General features: G+C 70.4%; 14 protein-coding genes, 3 tRNA genes and 2 pseudogenes. 12 read left to right on the top strand and 7 right to left on the bottom strand.

Annotated elements, in window-relative coordinates; all coding sequences use genetic code 11:
* Positions 1-253 precede the first annotated feature (253 nt).
* Positions 254-697, top strand: a complete 444-nt coding sequence (locus ADEH_RS20010) for a YybH family protein (protein ID WP_011422919.1) — start codon at positions 254-256, stop codon at positions 695-697.
* An 84-nt stretch (positions 698-781) separates the two neighbouring features.
* A complete protein-coding gene (locus tag ADEH_RS20005; protein ID WP_011422918.1) occupies positions 782-1,288 on the top strand; it encodes a DUF4395 domain-containing protein in 507 nt (168 codons plus the stop codon).
* 97 nt (positions 1,289-1,385) lie between these two features.
* Here ADEH_RS20005 and arr read toward each other — a convergent pair whose 3' ends face one another.
* Entirely contained in the window at positions 1,386-1,799 is a 414-nt protein-coding gene (gene arr, locus ADEH_RS23350) for an NAD(+)--rifampin ADP-ribosyltransferase (protein WP_041453979.1), read from the bottom strand.
* Positions 1,788-2,102 (bottom strand): annotated as a pseudogene (locus ADEH_RS23585) (NAD(+)--rifampin ADP-ribosyltransferase); the annotation flags it as partial. The pseudogene ADEH_RS23585 and the gene arr, both read right to left, overlap by 12 nt.
* Positions 2,103-2,218: 116 nt before the next feature.
* Between ADEH_RS23585 and ADEH_RS19995 the strand changes: the two are divergent.
* Entirely contained in the window at positions 2,219-5,320 is a 3,102-nt protein-coding gene (locus tag ADEH_RS19995) for a DUF3427 domain-containing protein (protein ID WP_011422916.1), read from the top strand.
* A 382-nt stretch (positions 5,321-5,702) separates the two neighbouring features.
* On the opposite strand, the gene ADEH_RS23815 is transcribed toward ADEH_RS19995, so the two are convergent.
* Positions 5,703-6,122 (bottom strand): DUF6979 family protein, encoded by a 420-nt coding sequence (locus tag ADEH_RS23815; RefSeq protein WP_420042219.1) that lies wholly within the window; start codon positions 6,120-6,122, stop codon positions 5,703-5,705.
* Between the two features lie 214 nt (positions 6,123-6,336).
* Here ADEH_RS23815 and ADEH_RS19990 point away from each other — a divergent pair, with 214 nt between their 5' ends.
* From ADEH_RS19990 to ADEH_RS19975, 4 genes are all read left to right on the top strand, one after another.
* A complete protein-coding gene (locus tag ADEH_RS19990; protein WP_011422914.1) occupies positions 6,337-7,266 on the top strand; it encodes an HNH endonuclease in 930 nt (309 codons plus the stop codon).
* 22 nt (positions 7,267-7,288) lie between these two features.
* Positions 7,289-8,140: a phospholipase D family protein gene (locus ADEH_RS22670; RefSeq protein ID WP_011422913.1), complete on the top strand. Its 852-nt coding sequence runs from the start codon at positions 7,289-7,291 to the stop codon at positions 8,138-8,140.
* A gap of 130 nt (positions 8,141-8,270) precedes the next feature.
* A complete protein-coding gene (locus ADEH_RS19980) occupies positions 8,271-8,648 on the top strand; it encodes a hypothetical protein (RefSeq protein ID WP_041453725.1) in 378 nt (125 codons plus the stop codon).
* Positions 8,649-8,713: 65 nt separating this feature from the next.
* Positions 8,714-8,863, top strand: a complete 150-nt coding sequence (locus tag ADEH_RS19975) for a hypothetical protein (protein ID WP_157061401.1) — start codon at positions 8,714-8,716, stop codon at positions 8,861-8,863.
* A gap of 38 nt (positions 8,864-8,901) precedes the next feature.
* Here the strand turns inward: ADEH_RS19975 and dgt are convergent, their stop codons facing one another.
* Positions 8,902-10,248 (bottom strand): dGTP triphosphohydrolase, encoded by a 1,347-nt coding sequence (gene dgt / locus ADEH_RS19970; RefSeq protein ID WP_011422911.1) that lies wholly within the window; start codon positions 10,246-10,248, stop codon positions 8,902-8,904.
* Between the two features lie 172 nt (positions 10,249-10,420).
* Between dgt and ADEH_RS19965 the strand changes: the two genes are divergently transcribed.
* The 5 genes and pseudogenes from ADEH_RS19965 to ADEH_RS22900 all read left to right on the top strand — a co-directional run bounded on the left by ADEH_RS19965 (position 10,421) and on the right by ADEH_RS22900 (position 18,507).
* Positions 10,421-12,013 (top strand): TIGR02677 family protein, encoded by a 1,593-nt coding sequence (locus ADEH_RS19965; RefSeq protein WP_011422910.1) that lies wholly within the window; start codon positions 10,421-10,423, stop codon positions 12,011-12,013.
* Entirely contained in the window at positions 12,010-13,218 is a 1,209-nt protein-coding gene (locus ADEH_RS19960; protein ID WP_011422909.1) for a TIGR02678 family protein, read from the top strand. The genes ADEH_RS19965 and ADEH_RS19960 overlap by 4 nt, the downstream gene beginning before the upstream one ends.
* On the top strand, positions 13,215-17,258 hold the full coding sequence (locus ADEH_RS19955; protein WP_011422908.1) for a TIGR02680 family protein: 4,044 nt from the start codon (positions 13,215-13,217) through the stop codon (positions 17,256-17,258). Before ADEH_RS19960 ends, ADEH_RS19955 begins: the two co-directional genes overlap by 4 nt.
* 125 nt (positions 17,259-17,383) lie before the next feature.
* Positions 17,384-17,925, top strand: a pseudogene (locus ADEH_RS23580) (TIGR02679 domain-containing protein); the annotation flags it as partial.
* 135 nt (positions 17,926-18,060) lie between these two features.
* A complete protein-coding gene (locus tag ADEH_RS22900; protein ID WP_232287354.1) occupies positions 18,061-18,507 on the top strand; it encodes a DUF2399 domain-containing protein in 447 nt (148 codons plus the stop codon).
* A gap of 144 nt (positions 18,508-18,651) precedes the next feature.
* On the opposite strand, the gene ADEH_RS19945 is transcribed toward ADEH_RS22900, so the two are convergent.
* From ADEH_RS19945 to ADEH_RS19935, 3 genes are all read right to left on the bottom strand, one after another.
* Positions 18,652-18,728 (bottom strand) — tRNA-Arg (locus tag ADEH_RS19945).
* A 73-nt stretch (positions 18,729-18,801) separates the two neighbouring features.
* Positions 18,802-18,893: transfer RNA gene (locus ADEH_RS19940), tRNA-Ser, on the bottom strand.
* A gap of 27 nt (positions 18,894-18,920) precedes the next feature.
* A tRNA-Ser gene (locus tag ADEH_RS19935) sits at positions 18,921-19,010 on the bottom strand.
* Positions 19,011-19,626 lie beyond the last annotated feature (616 nt).

Raw genomic sequence — 19,626 nt, 5'->3', positions numbered from 1 at the left:
ATCCCGTGGGCTCGCCGGCGCCCGCGCGGCCTGCGGGGGTTCGAGGGCGTGCGCGGCGGACGCTGGGCGCGTTCGCTGCCGAGGCGCCAGGCGATCGCCCGCCGGACGCCGTCCGCGAAGGCGGGACGCTGGTCGGAGGTCAACCGCCGCTTGAGCCCCACGCTGGCGACCCGGGCCGGCATTGCGCTGCCCCCCGCCCTCGATCACGGGGAGGGCGGCGCCAGCGTGTCGGCGCCGTTCACGGAGGCGATCCATGGAATCGACGCAAGCAGTGGGGACGCCGGACACCAGCGCGGAGCCGTCGCTCGAGACCTCACTCCGCAAGTTCAACGAAGCGTTCAACCGGTTCGACGCGAAGCAGGTCGCCGCCTGCTGGGTCGAGAACGGGACGCTGATCTCGCCGATGGGCGAGATCGGGCGCGGCCGGTCCGGGGTCGAGACGACGTACCGCCACGACTGCGAGAGCGTGCTCCAGGGCACGACCTCGCGGTTCTCGATCCAGTCGGTGCGGCGCCTCGGGGGCGACCTCGCGTTGCTGGATCTCGACCACGAGCTCCAGAACGCCAGGCTGCCGAGCGGATCCAGGGGCACGCTGAAGCTGCACGTCGTCATGCTCGCGCAGCGGAGCGGGAGCGGGTGGCAGTGGGTGGACGCGCGCCCCTACCTGTTCGCCAGCCCACCGCCCTCGGTCCACTGAGCCAGGGTCTCCGGTCGCTCGCGGCGCCCCGCCCGCCCGGAGGGGCCCGCGGGGCGGCCCGATGTCGCAAGAAGGAGGCAGGCCATGCAGCCACTGTCCGTCACACGCCGCCGGCTCGAGGCTCAGGGCTTCCTCGGCCTCGACGACGCCGCGCTCACCGAGATCGGGCCCTGGATGAGATGGTCGCCCGTGCTCTGCACCCTCGTCATGGCGACCGGGACGCTCCTGGCGTCCCCCGCCGTGCTCTGGACGCTCGCCGTGATCGCGGCGCTCGGCGCCGCGCTCCCGTTCCACCCGTTCGATCTCCTCTACAATCACCTCGTCCGGCGCCTCACCCGCACCCGACCGCTGCCGCACCACGCGATCCAGCGCCGGTTCGCGTGCGGGCTGGCGGCGGTCTGGCTCCTCGGGACCGGGCTCGCGTTCCGCGAGGGCGCGATGGCGCTCGGGTACGTACTCGGCGCGATGCTGACCGCGGTCGCCGGGATCCTGAGCGTCACGCACTTCTGCATCCCGTCGCTCGTCTTCAACGCCCTGTTCCGGCGGCGCACGGTCGCGAGCGCCTACGCGGCGCGAGGTGCGCGGGGTTGACGACCGGGTGCGGTCGCCACGACGGCATCGCAACTCCGCCCGCTACGGCGATGCGCCGGCGCCGGCTGGGAGCCGCCAGTCGGCGGCGCGCCGTCTTCTAATCGTCGATCACGACGTCCCCGAGTTGCTGGAGCCGCGCCAGCCCATCCTTCCTGGCCTGGACGGCCTCCGGCGTGTGCCCTTGCCACGTCGTCAGCTCGCCCGTCACGCGCAGCGGGCTGCGCGAGCGGAAGGACTTGGTCGGATTGCCCCTGAACTTCTTGTTGGTCAGGTTCGGGTCGTCCTCGAAGGGCCCGGTCGGTTCGACGAGATAGATCCGGCCGCGTCCCTCGCCGGCGGCCAGCTCCGCGCCCCAGGTGGCCGCGTCCAGCGTGCGGGTGAAGTAGACGTGGTTCGCCGTTCTCGGCGCCGCTCCGAAGTTGGCGAGGCGCCCCGGTTCGATCAGATCCCCGCGGCGCAGGTCGGCGCGCGTGCCGTGATAGAGCGGCCACCCGGTGACCTCGCCGACCACCCGCAACGGCTCACGGGAGCAGCACGACATCCATGGATGCCCGGGACCGCCCGGGCCCATGGACGGAACTGCTAACTCCACCGGACCGGTCGGCTCGACGACATAGACTCTCCCGGGCCCATCGCCCGCGGCCAGCTCCGCCGCCCAGATGGCGTCGTCGAGAGCGCGGCTGAGGAGAACGAGGGCCTGCGGTTTGGCGTCAGGACCGCGATCGAAGGAGCGGCGGGGGTGGATGAGTTGCCCAGTCTGGAGCGGGTCGCGGGTACCGTGAAAGAATGCCTGGCGCTGACCGTCGCGAGTCATGCGTTGCTCTTCTAATCACGCTTCGCGGGGCTGAACAGGATACGTGCAGGATCCTCGATGGTGAAGGTGCGGGACCAGAGTCCACCCCGCACGGTTCGTGCTAGCCTCGCCGGTCGATGACGAAGCGCCTCCCCGCCGGCGTCTACGACCTCCTCCTCAGCACCTCCACGACGGACGCGCTCGCGGGCCTCGCCGCCTCCGAGCGCTCCGTGCGCCAGCCGCTGGACGCCGCCGCCGCGCACGAGCGCCTCGCGCGATACTTCGCGGCCGAGCTCGAGCGGACGCTGCGGGCGCTCCCGAAGGACGGCGGTCCGGCGAGCCAGGCCGAGCTCGTGAACGAGCTGCTGGGCGTCCTCAGGACGAAGGTGGACTCGGAGGCGCTCGAGGGGACGTCGCTCGTGGTGCCTCCCGAGCTGCTCCTCGCCATCCACCCGCCGCCAGCGCCGCCCGCGCGGCCCACCGTTCCCCTCGGCGTCTCGACGCTCCTCACCCACGCCCGGAACGAGCCCCGCCTCGGCGCGGAGCTCGCCGCCGAGATCGAGAGCGCCGACGCGGTCGACATGCTGGTGTCGTTCATCAAGTGGCACGGCTGGCGGCGGCTCCGGAGCGCGTTCGAGGCGTTCGCGCGGGCCGGGAAGAAGCTGAGGGTCCTCACCACCACGTACATGGGCGCGACCGACCGGGAGGCGCTGGACGCGATCGCGCGCCTCCCCGGCGCCGAGGTCCGCGTCTCGTTCGACGCGCGCCGGACCCGGCTGCACGCGAAGGCGTGGCAGTTCCATCGAGCGACCGGGTTCAGCTCGGTGTACGTCGGCTCGGCGAACGTCTCGTCCGCGGCGCTGTCCGACGGCATCGAGTGGAACCTGAAGGCGAGCGAGGTCGAGTCCCGCGCCATCGTCGAGAAGTTCCGGGGTGCGTTCGCCTCGCTGTGGGAGGATGGCGAGTTCGAGCCGTACCACCCCGACCAGCCGGACGCGGTGCGCAGGCTGCAGGCGGCGCTGTCGTCGGAGCGAGGGGAGCGCGGGGCCGCGACGCCATTCTTCTTCGACCTGCGTCCGTACGAGTACCAGCGGGCCATCCTGGAGAAGCTCCGGGTCGAGCGCGAGGAGCACGGGCGCTGGAAGAACCTGGTCGTCGCCGCGACCGGGACCGGCAAGACCATGATCGCCGCGTTCGACTACGCGGCCCAGGTGAAGGACGGCGTCCGGCCGCGCCTCCTGTTCGTCGCGCACCGCGAGGAGATCCTCGAGCAGGCGCTGCACGCCTTCCGCAACGTCCTGCGCGACCACAGCTTCGGCGAGCTCCTCAAGGGCGGTTCGACGCCGGGGTCGTACGAGCACCTCTTCGCCACCATCCAGAGCCTCGACCGCAAGGACCTCCCCGCGGCGCTCGGCCGCGACTACTGGCACACGGTCATCGTGGACGAGTTCCACCACGCCGCCGCGAAGACGTATGGGCGGCTGCTCGAGGCGGTGGCGCCGAAGATCCTGCTCGGACTCACCGCGACCCCCGAGCGCGCCGACGGGCTCGACGTCCTCGGCTGGTTCGATCACCACGTCGCCGCGGACATCCGGCTGTGGCACGCGCTCGAGAAGCAGCTGCTCGCGCCGTTCGAGTACTACGGCGTCGCCGACGGCGTCTCGCTGGAGGGGGTGGAGTGGCGGCGAGGCGGGTACGACCTCGGCGGCCTCGACAAGGTCTACACCGGCAACGACGAGCGGGCGCGCCTGGTGCTCTCGAAGCTGAGGGAGCTCCACGGCCACCCCGAGACCGCGCGAGGCCTCGGCTTCTGTGTCTCGGTCGCGCACGCGGAGTTCATGGCGCGGAAGTTCACCGAGGCCGGCATCCCGTCGCTCGTCATCCACGGCGCGACCGACGCCGATGAGCGCGACGAGGCTCCGCGCAAGCTCGAGCGCGGCGAGGTCGCGTTCCTGTTCACCTGCGACCTCTACAACGAGGGCGTCGACCTGCCGTTCGTCGACACGCTGCTCCTGCTCCGGCCCACCGAGAGCGCGACCCTGTTCCTGCAGCAGCTCGGGCGCGGGCTGCGGCTGCATCCCGGGAAGACGCAGGCGCTCGTCCTCGACTTCATCGGCCAGCAGCGGGCGGAGTATCGGTTCGATCGCAAGCTCACCGCCATGACCGGGATCCCGCGCGGCCACCTCCAGCGCGCGGTCCAGGGCGGGTTCCCGACCTTGCCCTCCGGATGTCATCTCCAGCTCGAGCGCGTCGCACGCGACATCGTGCTCGACAACCTGAGGCAAGCCATCCGCGGCGGCCAGGCTCGGCTCGCGCAGGAGCTGAAGGCGCTCGCGCGGGAGCGGCCCCGGATCACGCTCGCCGAGTTCCTGGATGCGACCGGCCGCGAGCTGGACGACGTCTACTCGAGCAGCGTCCGAGGCTGGACGACCCTGCGCCGCGCCGCCGGGCTCTTGCCGGCGGAGGGGTCCGAAGAGGAGGAGCGCACGTCCAGGCGGATGGGAAACCTCGCGCACATCGACGAGCCCGAGCGGCTGCGGCTCTACCGGCGGCTCGCGGTCGAGCCGACGGCGCGGCTAGACGCCGACGATGAGCGGACCCGCCGGCGCCTCCTGATGCTCGCGATCCGCCTCTTCAACGGCGCGGCGTCGTCGATCGAGGCGCTGCTCGCGCCGCTGCTCTCGAGCGCACCGCTTCGCGAGGAGCTCGCTGAGCTCTGCGACGTGCTCGACGAGCGGGTTGCCGTCGGGTCCCGCGTGGCGGACGTCCCGCCAGACTGGCCGCTCGCCGTTCACCGCACCTACGCACGCGAGGAGGTCTTCGCCGCCGTCGGGAAGTCCACCGTCGAGAAGCGCGTCTTCTCCATGGAGGGCGTGCACCGGATGACGGACCAGAAGGTGCAGCTCTTCTTCGTCACCATCGACAAGTCCACGAGCGGTCGGTTCTCGCCCACGACCTCGTACGAGGACTACGCCATCTCGCCCACCCTGTTTCACTGGCAATCGCAGAGCACGACGAGCGAGAGCTCGCCCACCGGACAGGCCTACATCGACGGGCACCGGCAGGGCTGGCGGTTCTACCTGTTCGCGCGGCCTACCGTGGACGACCAGTTCACGTTCCTGGGTCCCGTCCGCTACCGCTCGCACCAGGGGAGCCGACCCATGAGCATCACCTGGGAGCTGGAGGCGCCGATCCCGCCGGCGTTCTTCGAGGCGTACGCGACGCTGCGGGCGGGGTAGGCAGTGGCGGCCGCGAATGCGTTCGGTCGTTCCGGGGCACACGGGGCACGAAGGAAGGTCCGGCCTGAAGGCGTCATCGACACCGGTGCGAAGAGGCGCTTGTCGAAAGGCGGCGCGAACACCGCAAGACCCGCAGCGTTCGTCGGGTGCGGTCGCGCCGCCACGCTCCCGCGACGGGGCCTCTCAGCGCGCACAGTGGCGCTCGTATGCAAAATGAGCTGATACGAGCCATTAGGACGGGGCGTGCCCCTGCTTACGTAGCTCGAAGCGCCACGCGTCGCGCTCGAGTAGTACGCGGCGAGGTCGCCATGCCGGGAGCACTTCGCACGCAGATGACACGTGAGAAAGGCGAAGTCGCGTCTAACGGGCGTTCAGCTGGTGGTCAACGAGGCGTACGGCTGCCCGCGATCAGGCCGTGGTTCCACAGGGACAGCACGACATCCATCTGGTGGTTCGGGGTCTTCCTTTTGCCGCGCATGACGAGCAGCCAGAGATTCGTGGCGCCGCTGTCGCGCGCCGAAGCATCAGCAAGGTCGGGCTCTCGTCGCAGGAGTTGGACGGCATCAACGGCGTACCGCTTGTTATCGTCGCTGCGCGTGTAACTGCCACGCGGTACCCCGAGGATGAGCCCTTCCTCGCACAACCCGAGATACGCGCCTTTAGGGCATGCCTTCTTCTGAGAGCTCGGGCTGCTCGGAAAGAGCTCCTTGATGGCGATGCTCCAAGCGTCCGATGGAGCTCTACACGTACGGTTAGAGACCAGCTCAGTCGCGCGCAACGCCGCATTCCCATACTTCCCCATCTGCCGCCCCCCCTCCGACTTCGCTTCGCCTGAGCGTACGAGATACCGAAGGAGATTTCGAGGACGCACTCGTCAAGCCACATGGCTCGGGAACGCGGACGACTGTCGGCGCCCCTGCTCCAACCGTCCCAGAACGAACCGTGTACCTCACGCATGGTACGGCAGTGGCGCGGGAAGGCGGACTCGAGCCAGCGCCACGCTGTAGTCTGAGGGCGTGCGCGGTTACATCGCCACCACTGACCATGACTGGTTCACGTTCCTTCGCGCGCGTCAGCCGCTGGAGGAGGTGAACTTCTGGCAGCCCTCTGCCCACGGGTTCAATGCGCCACCCGGGACGCCGTTCTTCTTCAAGCTGAAGGCACCGCACAACGCCATCGGCGGCTTCGGCATCTTCGCCCGGTACGAGGCGGCGACTCCGCGCCTCGCCTGGGATGCCTTCGGTGAGAAGAACGGGGCAGTGACGTTCGACGCGATGGCGACGAGGGTCGGCCGCTACGCCCGCGGTACCGGCGGCCCGGCGCATCGGATCGGCTGCATCATGGTCGCGACCCCGTGGTTCTTCGCCGACGGGGACTGGGTCGAACAGCCTCGCGACTGGCGGCCAAACATCGTTTCAGGTTCCGGATACGATCTCCAGCAGGGCGAGGGCCGCCGCATCTGGGAGGCCTGCCGCGAGCGAGCCGCCCGGATGGCTCCGGTCGCGGCGGTCGTGAACGCGAGCGAGCCGGTAGCTGAACGTTTCGGCCAGCCGCAGCTGGTTCGGCCACGTCTCGGCCAGGGAACGTTCCGGGTGGCTGTGACCGGTGCCTACGGCGGCGCCTGCGCCGTGAGCGGCGAGCACTCGCTCCCCGTCCTCGAGGCTGCCCACATCCGGCCGTATGGGGCCGACGGGTCGCACGACGTCGCCAACGGCCTGCTGCTTCGCGCGGATATCCACCGGCTGTTCGACACCGGCTACGTGACCGTGACGCCGGACCATCGGTTCGTGGTGAGCCGCCGACTCGCAGAGGAGTGGGAGAACGGCAAGGCGTACTACTCGATGGAGGGGCGCACCATCAAGCTGCCGCCTCGTGTGGCCGATCGGCCGGATGCGGAACTGCTCCGCTGGCACAACGACAACGTGTTCGAGCAGGGGGCCGCGTGACCGCGGCTCCGAACTCGCGACCATGAACGTCGAGACGGTGACCACGAGCGACCGGTCGCTGCTGCATGCAGTCCGGGCGACGCTGAACGATGCGGAGGAAGCGTTCCTCTGTGTCGCGTTCGTCCAGGAGAAGGGCCTTCATCTGCTCCAGAACGAGCTCGAGGCGCTGCGGGCCCGCAATGCGCGCTCGCGGCTCCTCGTGACGACGACGTTTCAGACGACGACTCCGTCTGCGCTGTCGATGGCGGCCGGTCTTGGACTCGATGTTCGCGTGCTGAATCCAGGCGGCCGGACTTTCCACCCCAAGCTGTACCTCGGTTCGAGCCGCGTCGTCGCACGGGCTGTCGTGGGCTCCGCGAACCTGACCGGGGGACTCGCCACGAACCTCGAGGCCGCCGTCGCGATGCATGGTGTGCGTGAGGACGTGCCGCTCGCGCGAGCATGGGACTGGGCGGAGGCGCTGTGGTCGGACGACCGCGTCGAGCGGTGGACACCGCAGGCCGCTGAGCGCGTCGAGGAGCCCTTCGAGCCGGATCTCTACCGGGCGCTGCGCGCCGAGGTGCAGCGGTCTCCCGTGTTCATGACGCTCGGACCGCGACCTTGCAAGAACCGAGTCGTGGAGCTCACGCCGGTCGAGGTCCACGTCGAGACGGAGCGGTCTCGCGGCCGCACGGGCGGCGCCGAGCCCATCCCGGCCTGGATGTTCAATCTCGCGTGGGATCGCCTGCGCACGCACGGCACCTTGTCCAATTCCGTGCTCCTCAACGATTTGCGGGTGCATCGGTCGAGCGCAGTCTGCGCCATGTTGGCCAGGCTTCCGCGGGTCGAGCGTGCTTCGCGAATACTAGCAAGCACACCCTTGACGATGCGCTGAGCCGTGAGCGCAACAGGAACGGCAATACAAGCAAGTTCGATTCAGCCCGGGTCCAAACCGGCAACATGGGTAACGGTCAGACCGGAGACATGGGTAACAGTCCGCGCGGCGAGCGCCAACATTCATCAGGATGTTCACCATCTCGGTGAGCATCTTCCGCAGCCCGTCAGGCGCTGCCTCCACCTGCTTGCCAAGCCATTCGATAGCGTCGATGCTGGCCGTGGCGGCCATCGTCTCTCTTGTTGTCGGAATCCCGTTTGGCGACGGTTTCCGCAAGGATGACGCGCTGGTCACCGACCTCTACTTCTTGGCCGGCGGCCCGTACACCACTTCAGTGGACGTTACTCATCCGTGTCGCAGCTCACCGATGTGCTACTCGGACGCCCAGCTGACGCGAAGCCGGGCGCCGCCTGTCAGTGGTGTCCTGTTCGGGCGCGCTGCGCCCCTGGGTGGTCCGTTGGAGAGCGGGCGGCCCTCGCTGATGGACGTGGCGATTCTGAGCTTGTAGTGACCGCTGGCGCAGGTGAGCACGGCTTCCTCGCGCGGTCGCGAACTGGTGCCGAAGTTGCGGTCGTGTACGAGGCCGCAGTCGCGAAGCTGCTTCCTCGCCACGAAGTGGGACAGGTCCTTCGCGTGCTCGACGGTGTGTGGGAAGAGAAGCGCTCGCAGCTGGAAATCAGGGCGTGGGCCGAGGTCTTCGTGGTGGCCGAGGGGGAGCCATGATGGCCATCGCGCCGAGCGCTAGTTGAGCATGACACCGCTCACGCCGGCAGCTTGATGCCGGAAAGCTTCTGGTACAGCTCGACCGCGTACGAATCCGTCATCCCCGAGACGAAGTCCGTCATCGCGAGCACGCGCTGGTACCTCGTCAGCGAAGCCCGATCGTTCTTAGCCACGTCCGGCCGGTCGAATGAGTCCTCCGGAAGGAGTCGCAGCAGCTTCTCCTGACTGCGCGTCGCCTTGTCTGACAGCGCTGCGTCGCAAAACGCCGTCAGCAGTCCGGCGAGCGTCTCATATCCCGCGTACTCGATCTGCAGTGCCCGCTCGTCCGTGTACACGTGCTCCTGCTCGAACCGCTTGAGCGCCTTGTAGTCGTTCGCGAACGCCGTGGCGGCGATGAGCGGAGTGTCGAACGTGCCGTCCTCAATTCCATCGAGGTTGTCTTCGAACACCTTGGCGCATGCCATCGTCATCGAATGGACGGCGCTGGCTCGAAGACGAGACAGCTCTGAGCTGGCGCGGAACTCACCCTTGGACGGTTTCGGGTCCGCCGTGAGACGTTTCAGCCAGTCGCTGGCCGTGTCGAACGAGACCAGCTTCAGCTTGAACGCGTCCTCTAGGTCCATGACGACGTAGCAGATGTCGTCCGCAGCCTCGGTGAGAAACGCGAGAGGGTGGCGCACGAACATTCCCGGCACGCGCTCGACCATTCCGAGTTCGCTGAATGAGTGCAGCGCCGCTTCCTGATCGTCCTGAAAGAAGCCGTACTTCTTCTCTGATGCGCGGCCATCGGTGGGGGGGCGGGACGGAGTAGACGATCGCGGGTACTTCGTCATCGCGCCGAGCAAGGCGAGGGTGGGCTGGATCCCGCCGCGCCGTAGCCGATTCGTCAGACGCGACATGATGCGGAACCCCTGAGCGTTACCCTCGAACTGCTCGAGGTCGGTTTGTTCCGGGGCCGGGAGCCTCAGTACGTCGCGGTGGGAGATCGCCCACGTGCAGATGGCGTCCTCACCTGAGTGGCCGAATGGAGGGTTTCCGATGTCATGTGCGAGGCAAGCCGTCGCGACGAGTGTCGCGATTCCCGGGGACTCTGAGTCCGCGAGGCGCCCGGCACGCCGAAGCGCGAGGAGCGCCTCCTGTCCGAGGGAGCGTCCAACGCACGACGCTTCCAGGCTATGCGTGAGCCTGGTTCGCGTGTAGTCAGAAGGCGACAACGGGAATACTTGCGTCTTGTCCTTCAGTCGCCTGAATGCGCTAGAGAACACCACTCGGTCGTGGTCGCGTTCGAAGTCGGACCGGCCCTCGGTGACTGGCTGGAGCGGATCGTGAAACAAGCGGGTCGTTCTCAGCAGTCGCTTCCATCTTTCCGCCCGCTCCGCTTCCATTCCGTCTCCCTCCCGCGCGCCTTGACGTAACGTGCCTGTTCGCGAACAGTGTACCTCGCCTTGGTTCCCGTTCGCGATGTACACGAACGCACAAGGCAGCCCAGTAGCGAAGAGAAACGATATCGGTGTCCGCCCCCCCGATCTAAGGTCCCCTCTTCACAGCGGGGGAGACGTGCCCATCGGAAGCATTCCCAGCGATCCGCTATCACGCGAGCCGCGGCTCCTCGACGCCGTCTCGGTGTTCCGCTACGTCGCCGCGGCTGAGAATGCGCCGAACTACCGCGCGATCATCGAGGTGTTCGCGCGGGCCCGCGAGCACTATCAAATCGAGCTCCGCCCCGCGGACGTGCGCGACGGGATCGCTCGCCTCGCGCTCTTCTTCGAGCGTCCAGCCGACGCGGACCGCGAGCGTCACCTCGACGCGCACCTCGAGCAGCTCGTGGCCTGGGGCAACCTCCAGCGCTCCCACGACACCGGCGCGGTCGCGCGCGTCGAGGACTTCTACCGCCGCCGCTTTCTCTACCGCCTAACGCCGGCCGGCGAGGCGGCGCACCGCGCCGTCGTCGAGGTCGAAGAGACCGTTGGACGCTCGGGCTCGCTCCAGACGGCGATGCTCACCGAGGTTCGGGACGCCTTGGAGGCGCTCGCTACCGGCGTAGAGGCGGGGGACGCAGCGGCGATCGTCCGCGCCCTCCACCGGCTCCGCGCCGGCTTCGAGTCGCTCACTGCCGAGGCGGACCTCTTCCTCTCAGAGCTCGACCGGCAGGCAACGGTGGAGCGGCTCGACTCGGACGAGTTCCTGGGCCACAAGCACGCTCTCCTCGGCTATCTCGGCCGCTTCATCGGGGACCTGCGCCGGCTCCGGCCCGAAATCGACCTCCGCTTTCGAAGCGCCGAGGCGGTCGGGACGGAGCGATTCCTGGATCTGGCGAGCACCGCTGCGGACCTTCCACCAGGCGCTCCCGGCGAGGATCCGCGCGAGCGGTGGATTGCCGACCAGTGCTCGCACTGGGACGGTATTCGCGCATGGTTCCAGCCCGCCGGGGCCGCCCGCCCCCGCGTCGACCGGCTTCATGATGCAGCGCGAGGAGCGGTCGTGAAGCTCACGCGCTCGCTGGAGCGGCTTGTCGAGCACCGCGCCCGCGCCGTCGACCGCGCCGCGAGCTTCCGCACGCTCGCGCGCTGGTTCGCGACCTGTTCGAGCGACGACGAGGCGCACACGCTGTGGGCCACCGCCTTCGGTCTCTACCCGGCTCGCCACTTCGCGCTCGCGGAGGAGGACCCCGAGCGCGTTCGGCCGGATGCGTCCTGGTGGGACGCCGAGCCCGTCGAGGTTCCCATCCGGCTGCGCACGCACGGAGCGGTGTCGCGCTCGGGCCGGACGCCGGCGGCGCTCGATTTCTCGGATGGGCGCGCCTGGATTGCGGCGGTGCGGCGCCGCGAGCGGGAGGAGCTGGACGCCGCGCTCTCCCGGTTCGCAGGACGAGGTGCGCAGCGGCTTTCGGCGGTGGGCGTCCTCTCGGAGAACGAGTTGGCCCAGTTGCTCGCGCTGCTCGAGGAGGCGCTGGTCGCCCCCCGCCACGCGTCCGGCGTGCGGCGGGCCCGCTCCGCCGACGGGCGGCACGACATCGTCCTCACGCCGCCGCCGGACGAGGCCTGGGTGCTGGTCGATACCGCGGCTGGCCGGCTCCGCTGCCTCGATTATGCGCTCCAGGTCGTGCCGGTGGTGGCGCGGCGGACCGCTACGTCGGGGGAGGGGACGTGACCCCGGTGTGCCTCCGGGACGAGCGGGCCCTGGCCGAACGCCGCTCGGCGCTGCGCGTGCTCCTCGCTCGGCCGCTCCTCGTCGCGGACCAGGACCCGGAGACCTTCGCGTCCGTGGTGCGCCACCGTGGCGAGCTCGCGCGCTGGTTCGCCGATCACGCAGGGTGGACCCTCGTTGTGGACGCGGGCGGTCGCCACGCGCGACTCCTCAAGCGGCCGGTCCGCCCCGATCCCACCCGGCCCGCGGGCGCGCCGGGGAAGGGGCCGTTCGACCGTCGCCGGTACGTGCTCTTCTCCCTCGCGCTCGCGGCGCTCGACGGCGAGGGGGCACAGGTCACCCTTGCGAGGCTCGCCGAGCGCGTTCGCGAGCTGTCGCTCGAAGACGTGGCGCTGGCGCCATTCGACCCGGAAAGCTCCACCGAGCGCCACGCCTTCGTGGACGTGCTGCGCCTGCTCGGGGAGCTGGGCGTCGTCGTGTTCAAGGACGGAGACGCCGAGCGGTACGTTCGCGACCGCGCGTCCGGTGACGCGCTCTACGACGTCCGGGAGCGGCTCCTCGCTCGCCTCCTCTCGGCCCCGCGTCCGCCGGCCCTCGCCGCGAACGCTGCACATATGGCCGAGGAGGAGCGCGCCGGGACCGAGGAAGGGGATCGCGCGGCAGGGCGGCACGAGGTCTTCCGCCGCCTGCTCGACGATCCGGTCGCCTACAGGGACGACCTCTCGCCGCGTGCCCGGGAGTGGCTCGCGGCTGGGAGCGGCTTTCTTTACGAGCGGCTCGAGCGCGACGCGGGCCTCGTCGTCGAGCGCCGGGCCGAGGGGCTCGCCGCGATCGATACCTCCGGCGCGCTCGCCGACACCGCATTCCCGGACGGCGGCTCGACCGTTAAGCACGCTGCGCTACTCCTCTGCGAATGGCTCGCCGACGAGGCGCGAGAGGGACGTCGGCTCCACCCTGCGCAGCCGCCGCCTGGCGTGCTCTGGCGGGCGGTCGTAGCGCGGATCCAGGTGCTCCAGGCGGAGCACGCGGGCCGGTGGTCCAAGGAGTTCGATCGCTCCGACGCCGGCGCCGAGGCGCTCGCGCGAGAGGCGGTTCGCCTTCTCGTCGGCTTCGGCCTCGCCGCGATGCTCCCGGACGGCGGCGTGGTGGCGAGACCAGCGGCGGCGCGCTTTGCGCCCCGGGAGACGATGACGGGAGGCCGCCCATGACCCGAGCTGCCAGACCGGAGCTGTTGCCGCTCCCTGCGGGAGCGCGCTGGACCTTCCTCCGGGGCGGCATTCAGAACGTCTGGGAGTACGACGACCGTCGTTTCGTCTTCGAGCGCGGGCGGATTCTCCTGCGCGGCCAGAACGAGGCGGGGAAGACGAAGGCGATGGAGCTGCTCTTCCCGTTCCTCCTCGACGCGGACCTCGCGCCGCAGCGGCTCGATCCATTCGGGTCGACCGCGCGGCCGATGCGCTGGAACCTCCTCAACGAGGCCGACCCCGAGCAGCAGAGCCGTACCGGCTACGTCTGGCTCGAGCTCGGGCGGCAAGCCGATCCCGGAGCGATCGAGTTCCTGACGCTGGGTTGCGGCCTGCGCGCCCGCCGCAGCTCGCCGGACGTGGATCCGTGGTTCTTCACGACCTCGCTTCGCGTGGACGATCCGCTCACGTTGGTTGTAGAGGGGACGCCCCTCACGCGGGCGCAGCTCGTCGAGGCGCTGGGAGCGGCAGGTCAGGTGTTCGAGCGCGGATCGGACTATCGCCGCACGGTGAACGCCCGGCTCTTCGGGATTCCGGACGAGCAGTACGACGCACTCGTCGAGACCCTCCTCCAACTTCGGCGGCCGCAGCTCTCCAAGATGCTCGACCTCGAGCAGCTCTCGCGCTTCCTGTCGGCTAGCTTGCCGCCGCTCGATCGGACCGTCATCGGTCCCATCGCGGAGGGATTCGAGCGGCTCGATCACCATCGGTCCGACCTCGAGTCTCGCGAGGTGCTCCTCGAATCCCTGCGGGGGTTCGAGAACGTTCACCGAGCGCACGCCCGCGCCGCCGCCCGCGGGCGCGCACTGGAACTCACCCGCGCAGAGAGCGCCTACCATGCCGCCCGCGCCGAGGCGCGCGAGAAGGCCTCAGCCCGCGACGAGGCGGCCGCGCACTGCGCGGAGCTCGAGGATCGGCTCCGAAAGCTGAGTGAGCAACGGCAGGAGCTGGAAGAGCGGCGGCGGGCGCTGGAGGGCTCGGATGCGTACCGGGCGGTCCAGGACCTGGATCGGGCGGAAGCGGATGCCGCCGCGGCGCTCGAGCGCGAGCGGTCGGCCGCGCGGCGGCTCGACGAGGACGTCCAATCCGAGCGGACCGCTCGCCAGACGGCCGCGGATTCCGCCACGGAGGTGAACCGGCTCGCCCTAGTGTTCGAACTCGCACGCACCTCCGGTCTCGAGCGTGCGCGAGAGGCGGCGCTCGCGGCGGCACATGGCGCCGTGGACGCCCTCGCGGCGAAGGGAGATGTGGCCGAGGCCGGCGGGGCGCTGGGCGCCGCGCGCGAGGCTCGGGAGGACGTCCTCGGGCGGCTGCGCCAGCTCTCCGCCGCGCACCATGACGCCCTGTCTACCGCGAGGCGGGCCGACGCTCGCGCCCGCGACTTGGCCGCCCTCCTCGAGGACGCGCGCGAGCGGCTGCGCAAGGCCGAGGAGGCACGAGACGCGGCCGAGGCTGAGTGGGTGCACGATGTGGGGAGGTGGACCGCGTCGCTGGAGGTCCTCTCGCGCGAGGCCCTACCGCAGCCTCGCAGCGACGACGGCGGCGCCGCGCCCGAGGCGCTTCGGGTCGCCGTCGAGGCCGTCGCGGCGCCGCGGCGCCGGCAGATCGAGGAGGAACGGGCGGGCGTCGTCTCCAGGCGCGACGTCCTCGTCGGGGACGCCGGCCGCCTCCGCGCGGAGCGCGACGCGCTCGCGGCCCGGCCACACGTCGACCCCGCGCCCCCAAACTGGCGCGAGCCCCGGCCCGTCCAAAGGCCGGGCGCGCCGCTGTACCTGCTCTGCGACTTCGCGCCAGCCGTCGAGACCTCCGACGAGCGGGCCGGGCTCGAGGCGGCGCTCGAGGCCTCTGGGCTCCTCGACGCCTGGGTCGAGCCGGACGGCGTGCTACTCGATGCGCGCACCCACGACACGATCCTGCGGCCAGGTCCGGCCCACGTCCGGACGAGCCGAACATTGGCCGACGTCCTGGTCCCGACGCCCGCGGGCGGCGTAGATGCCCGGCGCGTAGCCGAGGTCCTAGCGGCGGTGGCGCTCGTTGGTGCGGCCGACCCGGATCCCGGCCCGGACACGGCGGCGTGGGTCTCGCCGGATGGTCGCTGGCGGCTCGGCCCGGCAGCGGGCGCCTACGCAAAGGAAGTGACCGACTGGGTGGGCGAAACCTCGCGCGAGCTGGCCCGAGCGCGCCGGCTCGACGAGCTCACTGGGAAGATCGTCGCTTTGGACGCGCACATCGGTGCGTTCGACCAGGCGGTCACCGCGATCGCCCAGCGCGCCGATCGACTCGCGCGCGAGGTCGCGTCGCTTCCTGGCGGCGAGCTAGCCGTTACGGCTCGCCTGCGCGTCGACACGAGCGCGGAGGCGGTGGCAACGGCGCGGGGGCGACACATCGAAGGCGAGCAAACGGCGGCAGCCGCGACGCGAGCGGCGGAGGATGCGGCATCGCGCCTCGATCGTGCCGGGGCGGAGTATGGGCTCGCGGCGTGGGCGCGCGATCCCGAGGCGCTCGCGCGGCTGACCGAAGCCTGGTCGCACGCGGCAGAGCAACTCGTCCGGGCGGCCGGCGACCTCTGGAAGGCGAGGGCCGCGGGCGACCGCGCCGCCAGGTTCGTCGAGGAAGCGAGTCAGCGTGCCGAGCGGTCGCGAAGGGAGGCAGATGGCGCATCCAGCGAGGCGACCGGCGCGGCGGCGCGGGTGAAGGCGCTCCGCGAGACTGTCGGGAAGGACCGGGACGGGCTCCTGGCCGCGCTCGCTGACACCCGAGGGCGGCTCCAGGCAGTGGACACCGAGCGGGCCACGGCCGAGCGCGCGCTCCCGGGTGCGCACGAGGCAAGGGGTGCGTTCCGTACCGCGGCCGAGAGTGCCGAGAAGGTGGTCTCGACGCGCGATGGGGCACGGCAGGAGGCCGCGCGGGCGTTCGAAGCGCTGGCCCGGGTCGGCCTCCTCACGGCAGCGGCGCTCGACGCCCCCGCGGACCTGTCGAGCTTCACTGTTACGCTTGAGACGGCTCGCGTGGTCGACGCCCGCGTCGCCGACGGCGCTACGCCCGAGGAGCGGGAGAAGGCCGAGGATCGGTTGGTGAAGCGCGCAAACGAGCTCATGTACCAGTTGCCGCCGGACGTGCGGCTCGTCTCCGCGAAGCTCGACGGCGTGCTCGCCTACGTGTTCGCGACAGGAGGCCGCGAGTGGCCGGCGCGGGCGATGGTCGAGGACGTCGAGTCCGACGTGGCCTCGCGGCGTGACCTCCTCGCCGAAGACGAGCGCACGCTGCTCGAGCGGTTCCTCTCGGGGGAGGCCCACGACCACCTCGCAACACGCCTGCGCGAAGCGGCGGCGCTCGTCGCCCGGATGAACGAAGCGCTGCTTCCGCGCACGACGGCGGCGGGCTCGCAGGTGCGGCTCGCCTGGCACGTCGACGAGTTGGCCCAAGAGGACGCACGGGAGGCGGTTCCGCTCTTCCTCAAGTCGGGGACGCTCCTGTCCGAGCGGAACCGCGAGGCGCTCCGGGTGTTCCTCGAGACGAGGCTCGCCGCCGCGCGCGAGGGCGAGGGAACGCGATCGCTCCAGGACCGGCTCATCGAGGTGCTCGATTACCGGAGCTGGCACCGCTTCCACGTCGAGCACCACGCTCCGGGAGAACCCTGGGTGAAGCTCACCAAGAAGATGCATGCCGCCGGATCGGGCGGGAAGAAGGCGGTAATGCTCCACCTGCCGCTCTTCGCTGCGGCTGCGGCCTTCTACGATTCGGCCGGCCCCACCGCGCCGCGCGCCATCGCGCTCGACGAGGCGTTCGCGGGCATCGATCGGCCGACGCGCGGCAAGCTCATGGGCCTGCTCGCCGAGTTCGACCTCGACTTCGTCATGACGTCATTCGAGGAGTGGGGCTGCTACGAGGAGCTGGACGGACTCTCCACGTATCACTTGTCACGGGTTCCGGGGCAGCGCGGTGTCTTCGCCGAGTGGTTCCTCTGGAACGGCCGCGAGCGGGTCCTGGTGGACGCGTCGTGAGCGACGCGGCATACGCGCGGATCCGCGCCCTCCTCGCGGCTCCCGGGTACACGCGGCTCCTCGCCGTGGTGCGTGCTCGCGTCGAGGCTGCGGGCGGGGCCGCGCGGTCGGTCACGCTCGAGGAGATGGACCCGGAGCAGCGGAACGTCCTCGCCGGCGTTCTCGGGCTTCCCCGGGCACCGGAGGGGAGGTACCGGCTCGACCTCGACCGGCTCGACAAGGCATTCCGCGAGAGCGCCGTCGCGGCGTCACTGCGCGAAGTACTCGAGGCGATGGGTGGCCCCCTGCGCGATCGTTCGGCTGAGCGGCGCAACGCGCGCGGCGAGCGGGAGCGGATGTGGGCTGACGCGTTCAGCGCATGCCGCGGCGAAGGCCGCGAGGATCTCTGCCGATGGCTCGATCGGGTTCGCGCCAACGGCGGTGTTGCGCGGGCCGCCGGGACGGCGGGGCTCGAGCCTTCCACCCTGCTCGGAGCGGCCTTGACCGTCGCGCGAGCGCTCCCGGCTGGGGGAGAGTTGCTGGCCGTGTTCGCGGCTCGAACCGCTGGCGACGCGCACGGCTCGACGCGGGAACGCCGCTCGGCGGGCTCGTGCTTCAGGCCGCAGCCGCGGTCGCTGGGACGGATGAGGCGCCCACCTCCGCCGCGGGACGGCGCGCGCTTTGGCGCGAGGTTGGGATCGACTGCGATGCGCTGTCTTCGGATGTGCTCGTACTCGGAGTCCGTCCTCGGGACGGATGGATCGCGGAGCAGCTTCGCAGGTCAGCCGATGCCGGCGAGCCGCGTCGGCTGACGCTGCGCGAGGTGAAGCGCGCGGTACTACGCGTCGATCCCGGCACGACAGTGCACGTTTGCGAAAACCCTTCCGTCGTGGAGGCGGCCGCCGATGCGCTCGGCGGACGGTGCGCTGCGCTCGTCTGCGCCGAGGGAGTCCCCTCGACCGCGGCGCTGGAACTCCTGCGCGGGCTCGCGGCCGGCGGCGCTCGCTTACTCGCGCACGCCGACTTCGATTGGGCCGGGTTGCGGATCGTGGGACAGCTCGCTGCCGTCGTTGGGGCGTCACCGTGGCGGATGGGGGTGACCGACTACCGGGCGGGTTCGGCAGCCTCGCCAAGTGGTCCCATTCTTGGGGCAGTGGGCGCAGCTTCGGCGGGCTGGGACGCCGAGCTCGTTGCAGCAATGCGTGAAAACGGTCGGGCTGTGCTGGAGGAGCATGTCCTCACGGCGCTGCTCGACGAGCTCTCATCGTAGCTGTTGCCCCGGACCAGCAGGGGTCCTGGTGCGCAGAGTGGCTGGCGCGCATTCGAAGACCGATCTGGGTAACGACGAAATGGACGGCGGGGTGGGCAGAAATACGAAGACCCCGCAGCCGACTGCCTGCGGGGCCTTCGATTCTGGCGCGCCCTAGAGGATTTGAACCTCTGGCCTTCGGATTCGTAGTCCGACGCTCTATCCAACTGAGCTAAGGGCGCAAAGCCTATTCGGTTGTGCCGCCCAGGGAGGGCGGGGTGCTGCGGTGCTGCGGGTCCTGCGGTGCTGCGAGATTGGCGGAAAGGGAGGGATTCGAACCCTCGATACAGGTCACCCCGTATACTGGTTTAGCAAACCAGCGCCTTCGGCCTCTCGGCCACCTTTCCAGAACCCTTCTTCCGCTCCTTCTGTCCTGGCGGAGGAGGAAGGATTCGAACCTTCGGAGGGCGTGAACCCTCTGCGGTTTTCAAGACCGCCGCCTTAAACCGCTCGGCCACTCCTCCGAAAACCGCGAATCCGTCCTCGTTCCGTCTGCTTCCGGGCCCCGGGGGCATCCTGTCCGGCGCTCGGAGTCCGCCCATATACGGCACCGCCGTCCGGGGATCAAGCGGAGAACGCAGGGGCGGGCGGCGGGGGCGCGGCGCGCGTGAGAGCGGCCTCATCCGCCTCCCATGCAGTGGCCGGGCGCCCTCTCGTACGGTCCTCCTCGATGCCTGCCGTCCCCCACCTCGTCGCACCCGCCGGCTGCGCGCCCCGCAAGGCCGGCGGGCACCTCCGTGTCGGCGGGTCGTAGGCCCCAGCACGAACCCCCCTCCGCTGCTGGGACCGAGACCTGCCGGCGGCGCGGTGGGGGGCGGCGGCATCGTCCTCGCCCGGCTCCCCCTGCTCCGTGAACGGGGGGAGCGGGGGCGGGGCCTGGACGTGCCGCGGAGGGCGGGGTGCCTCGGCTCCGGAGGGGGAGGGTGCCTCGACTCCGGCCCGCACCTATGGTGCGGGCCTACGCTCGGCATGAGCGGAGGGGTAAAGCGGCGCACCGGAGAGTGGACGGCCGGCACGAGCGGATGGGGAGGGGCTGCGCACGCACGGGTGGGGGTGCCTCGACTCCGGCCCGCACCTCTG

It is taken from the genome of Anaeromyxobacter dehalogenans 2CP-C, from assembly GCF_000013385.1.
Lineage (GTDB): Bacteria > Myxococcota > Myxococcia > Myxococcales > Anaeromyxobacteraceae > Anaeromyxobacter > Anaeromyxobacter dehalogenans_B.
This window is presented reverse-complemented; position numbering and strand designations above follow the sequence as displayed.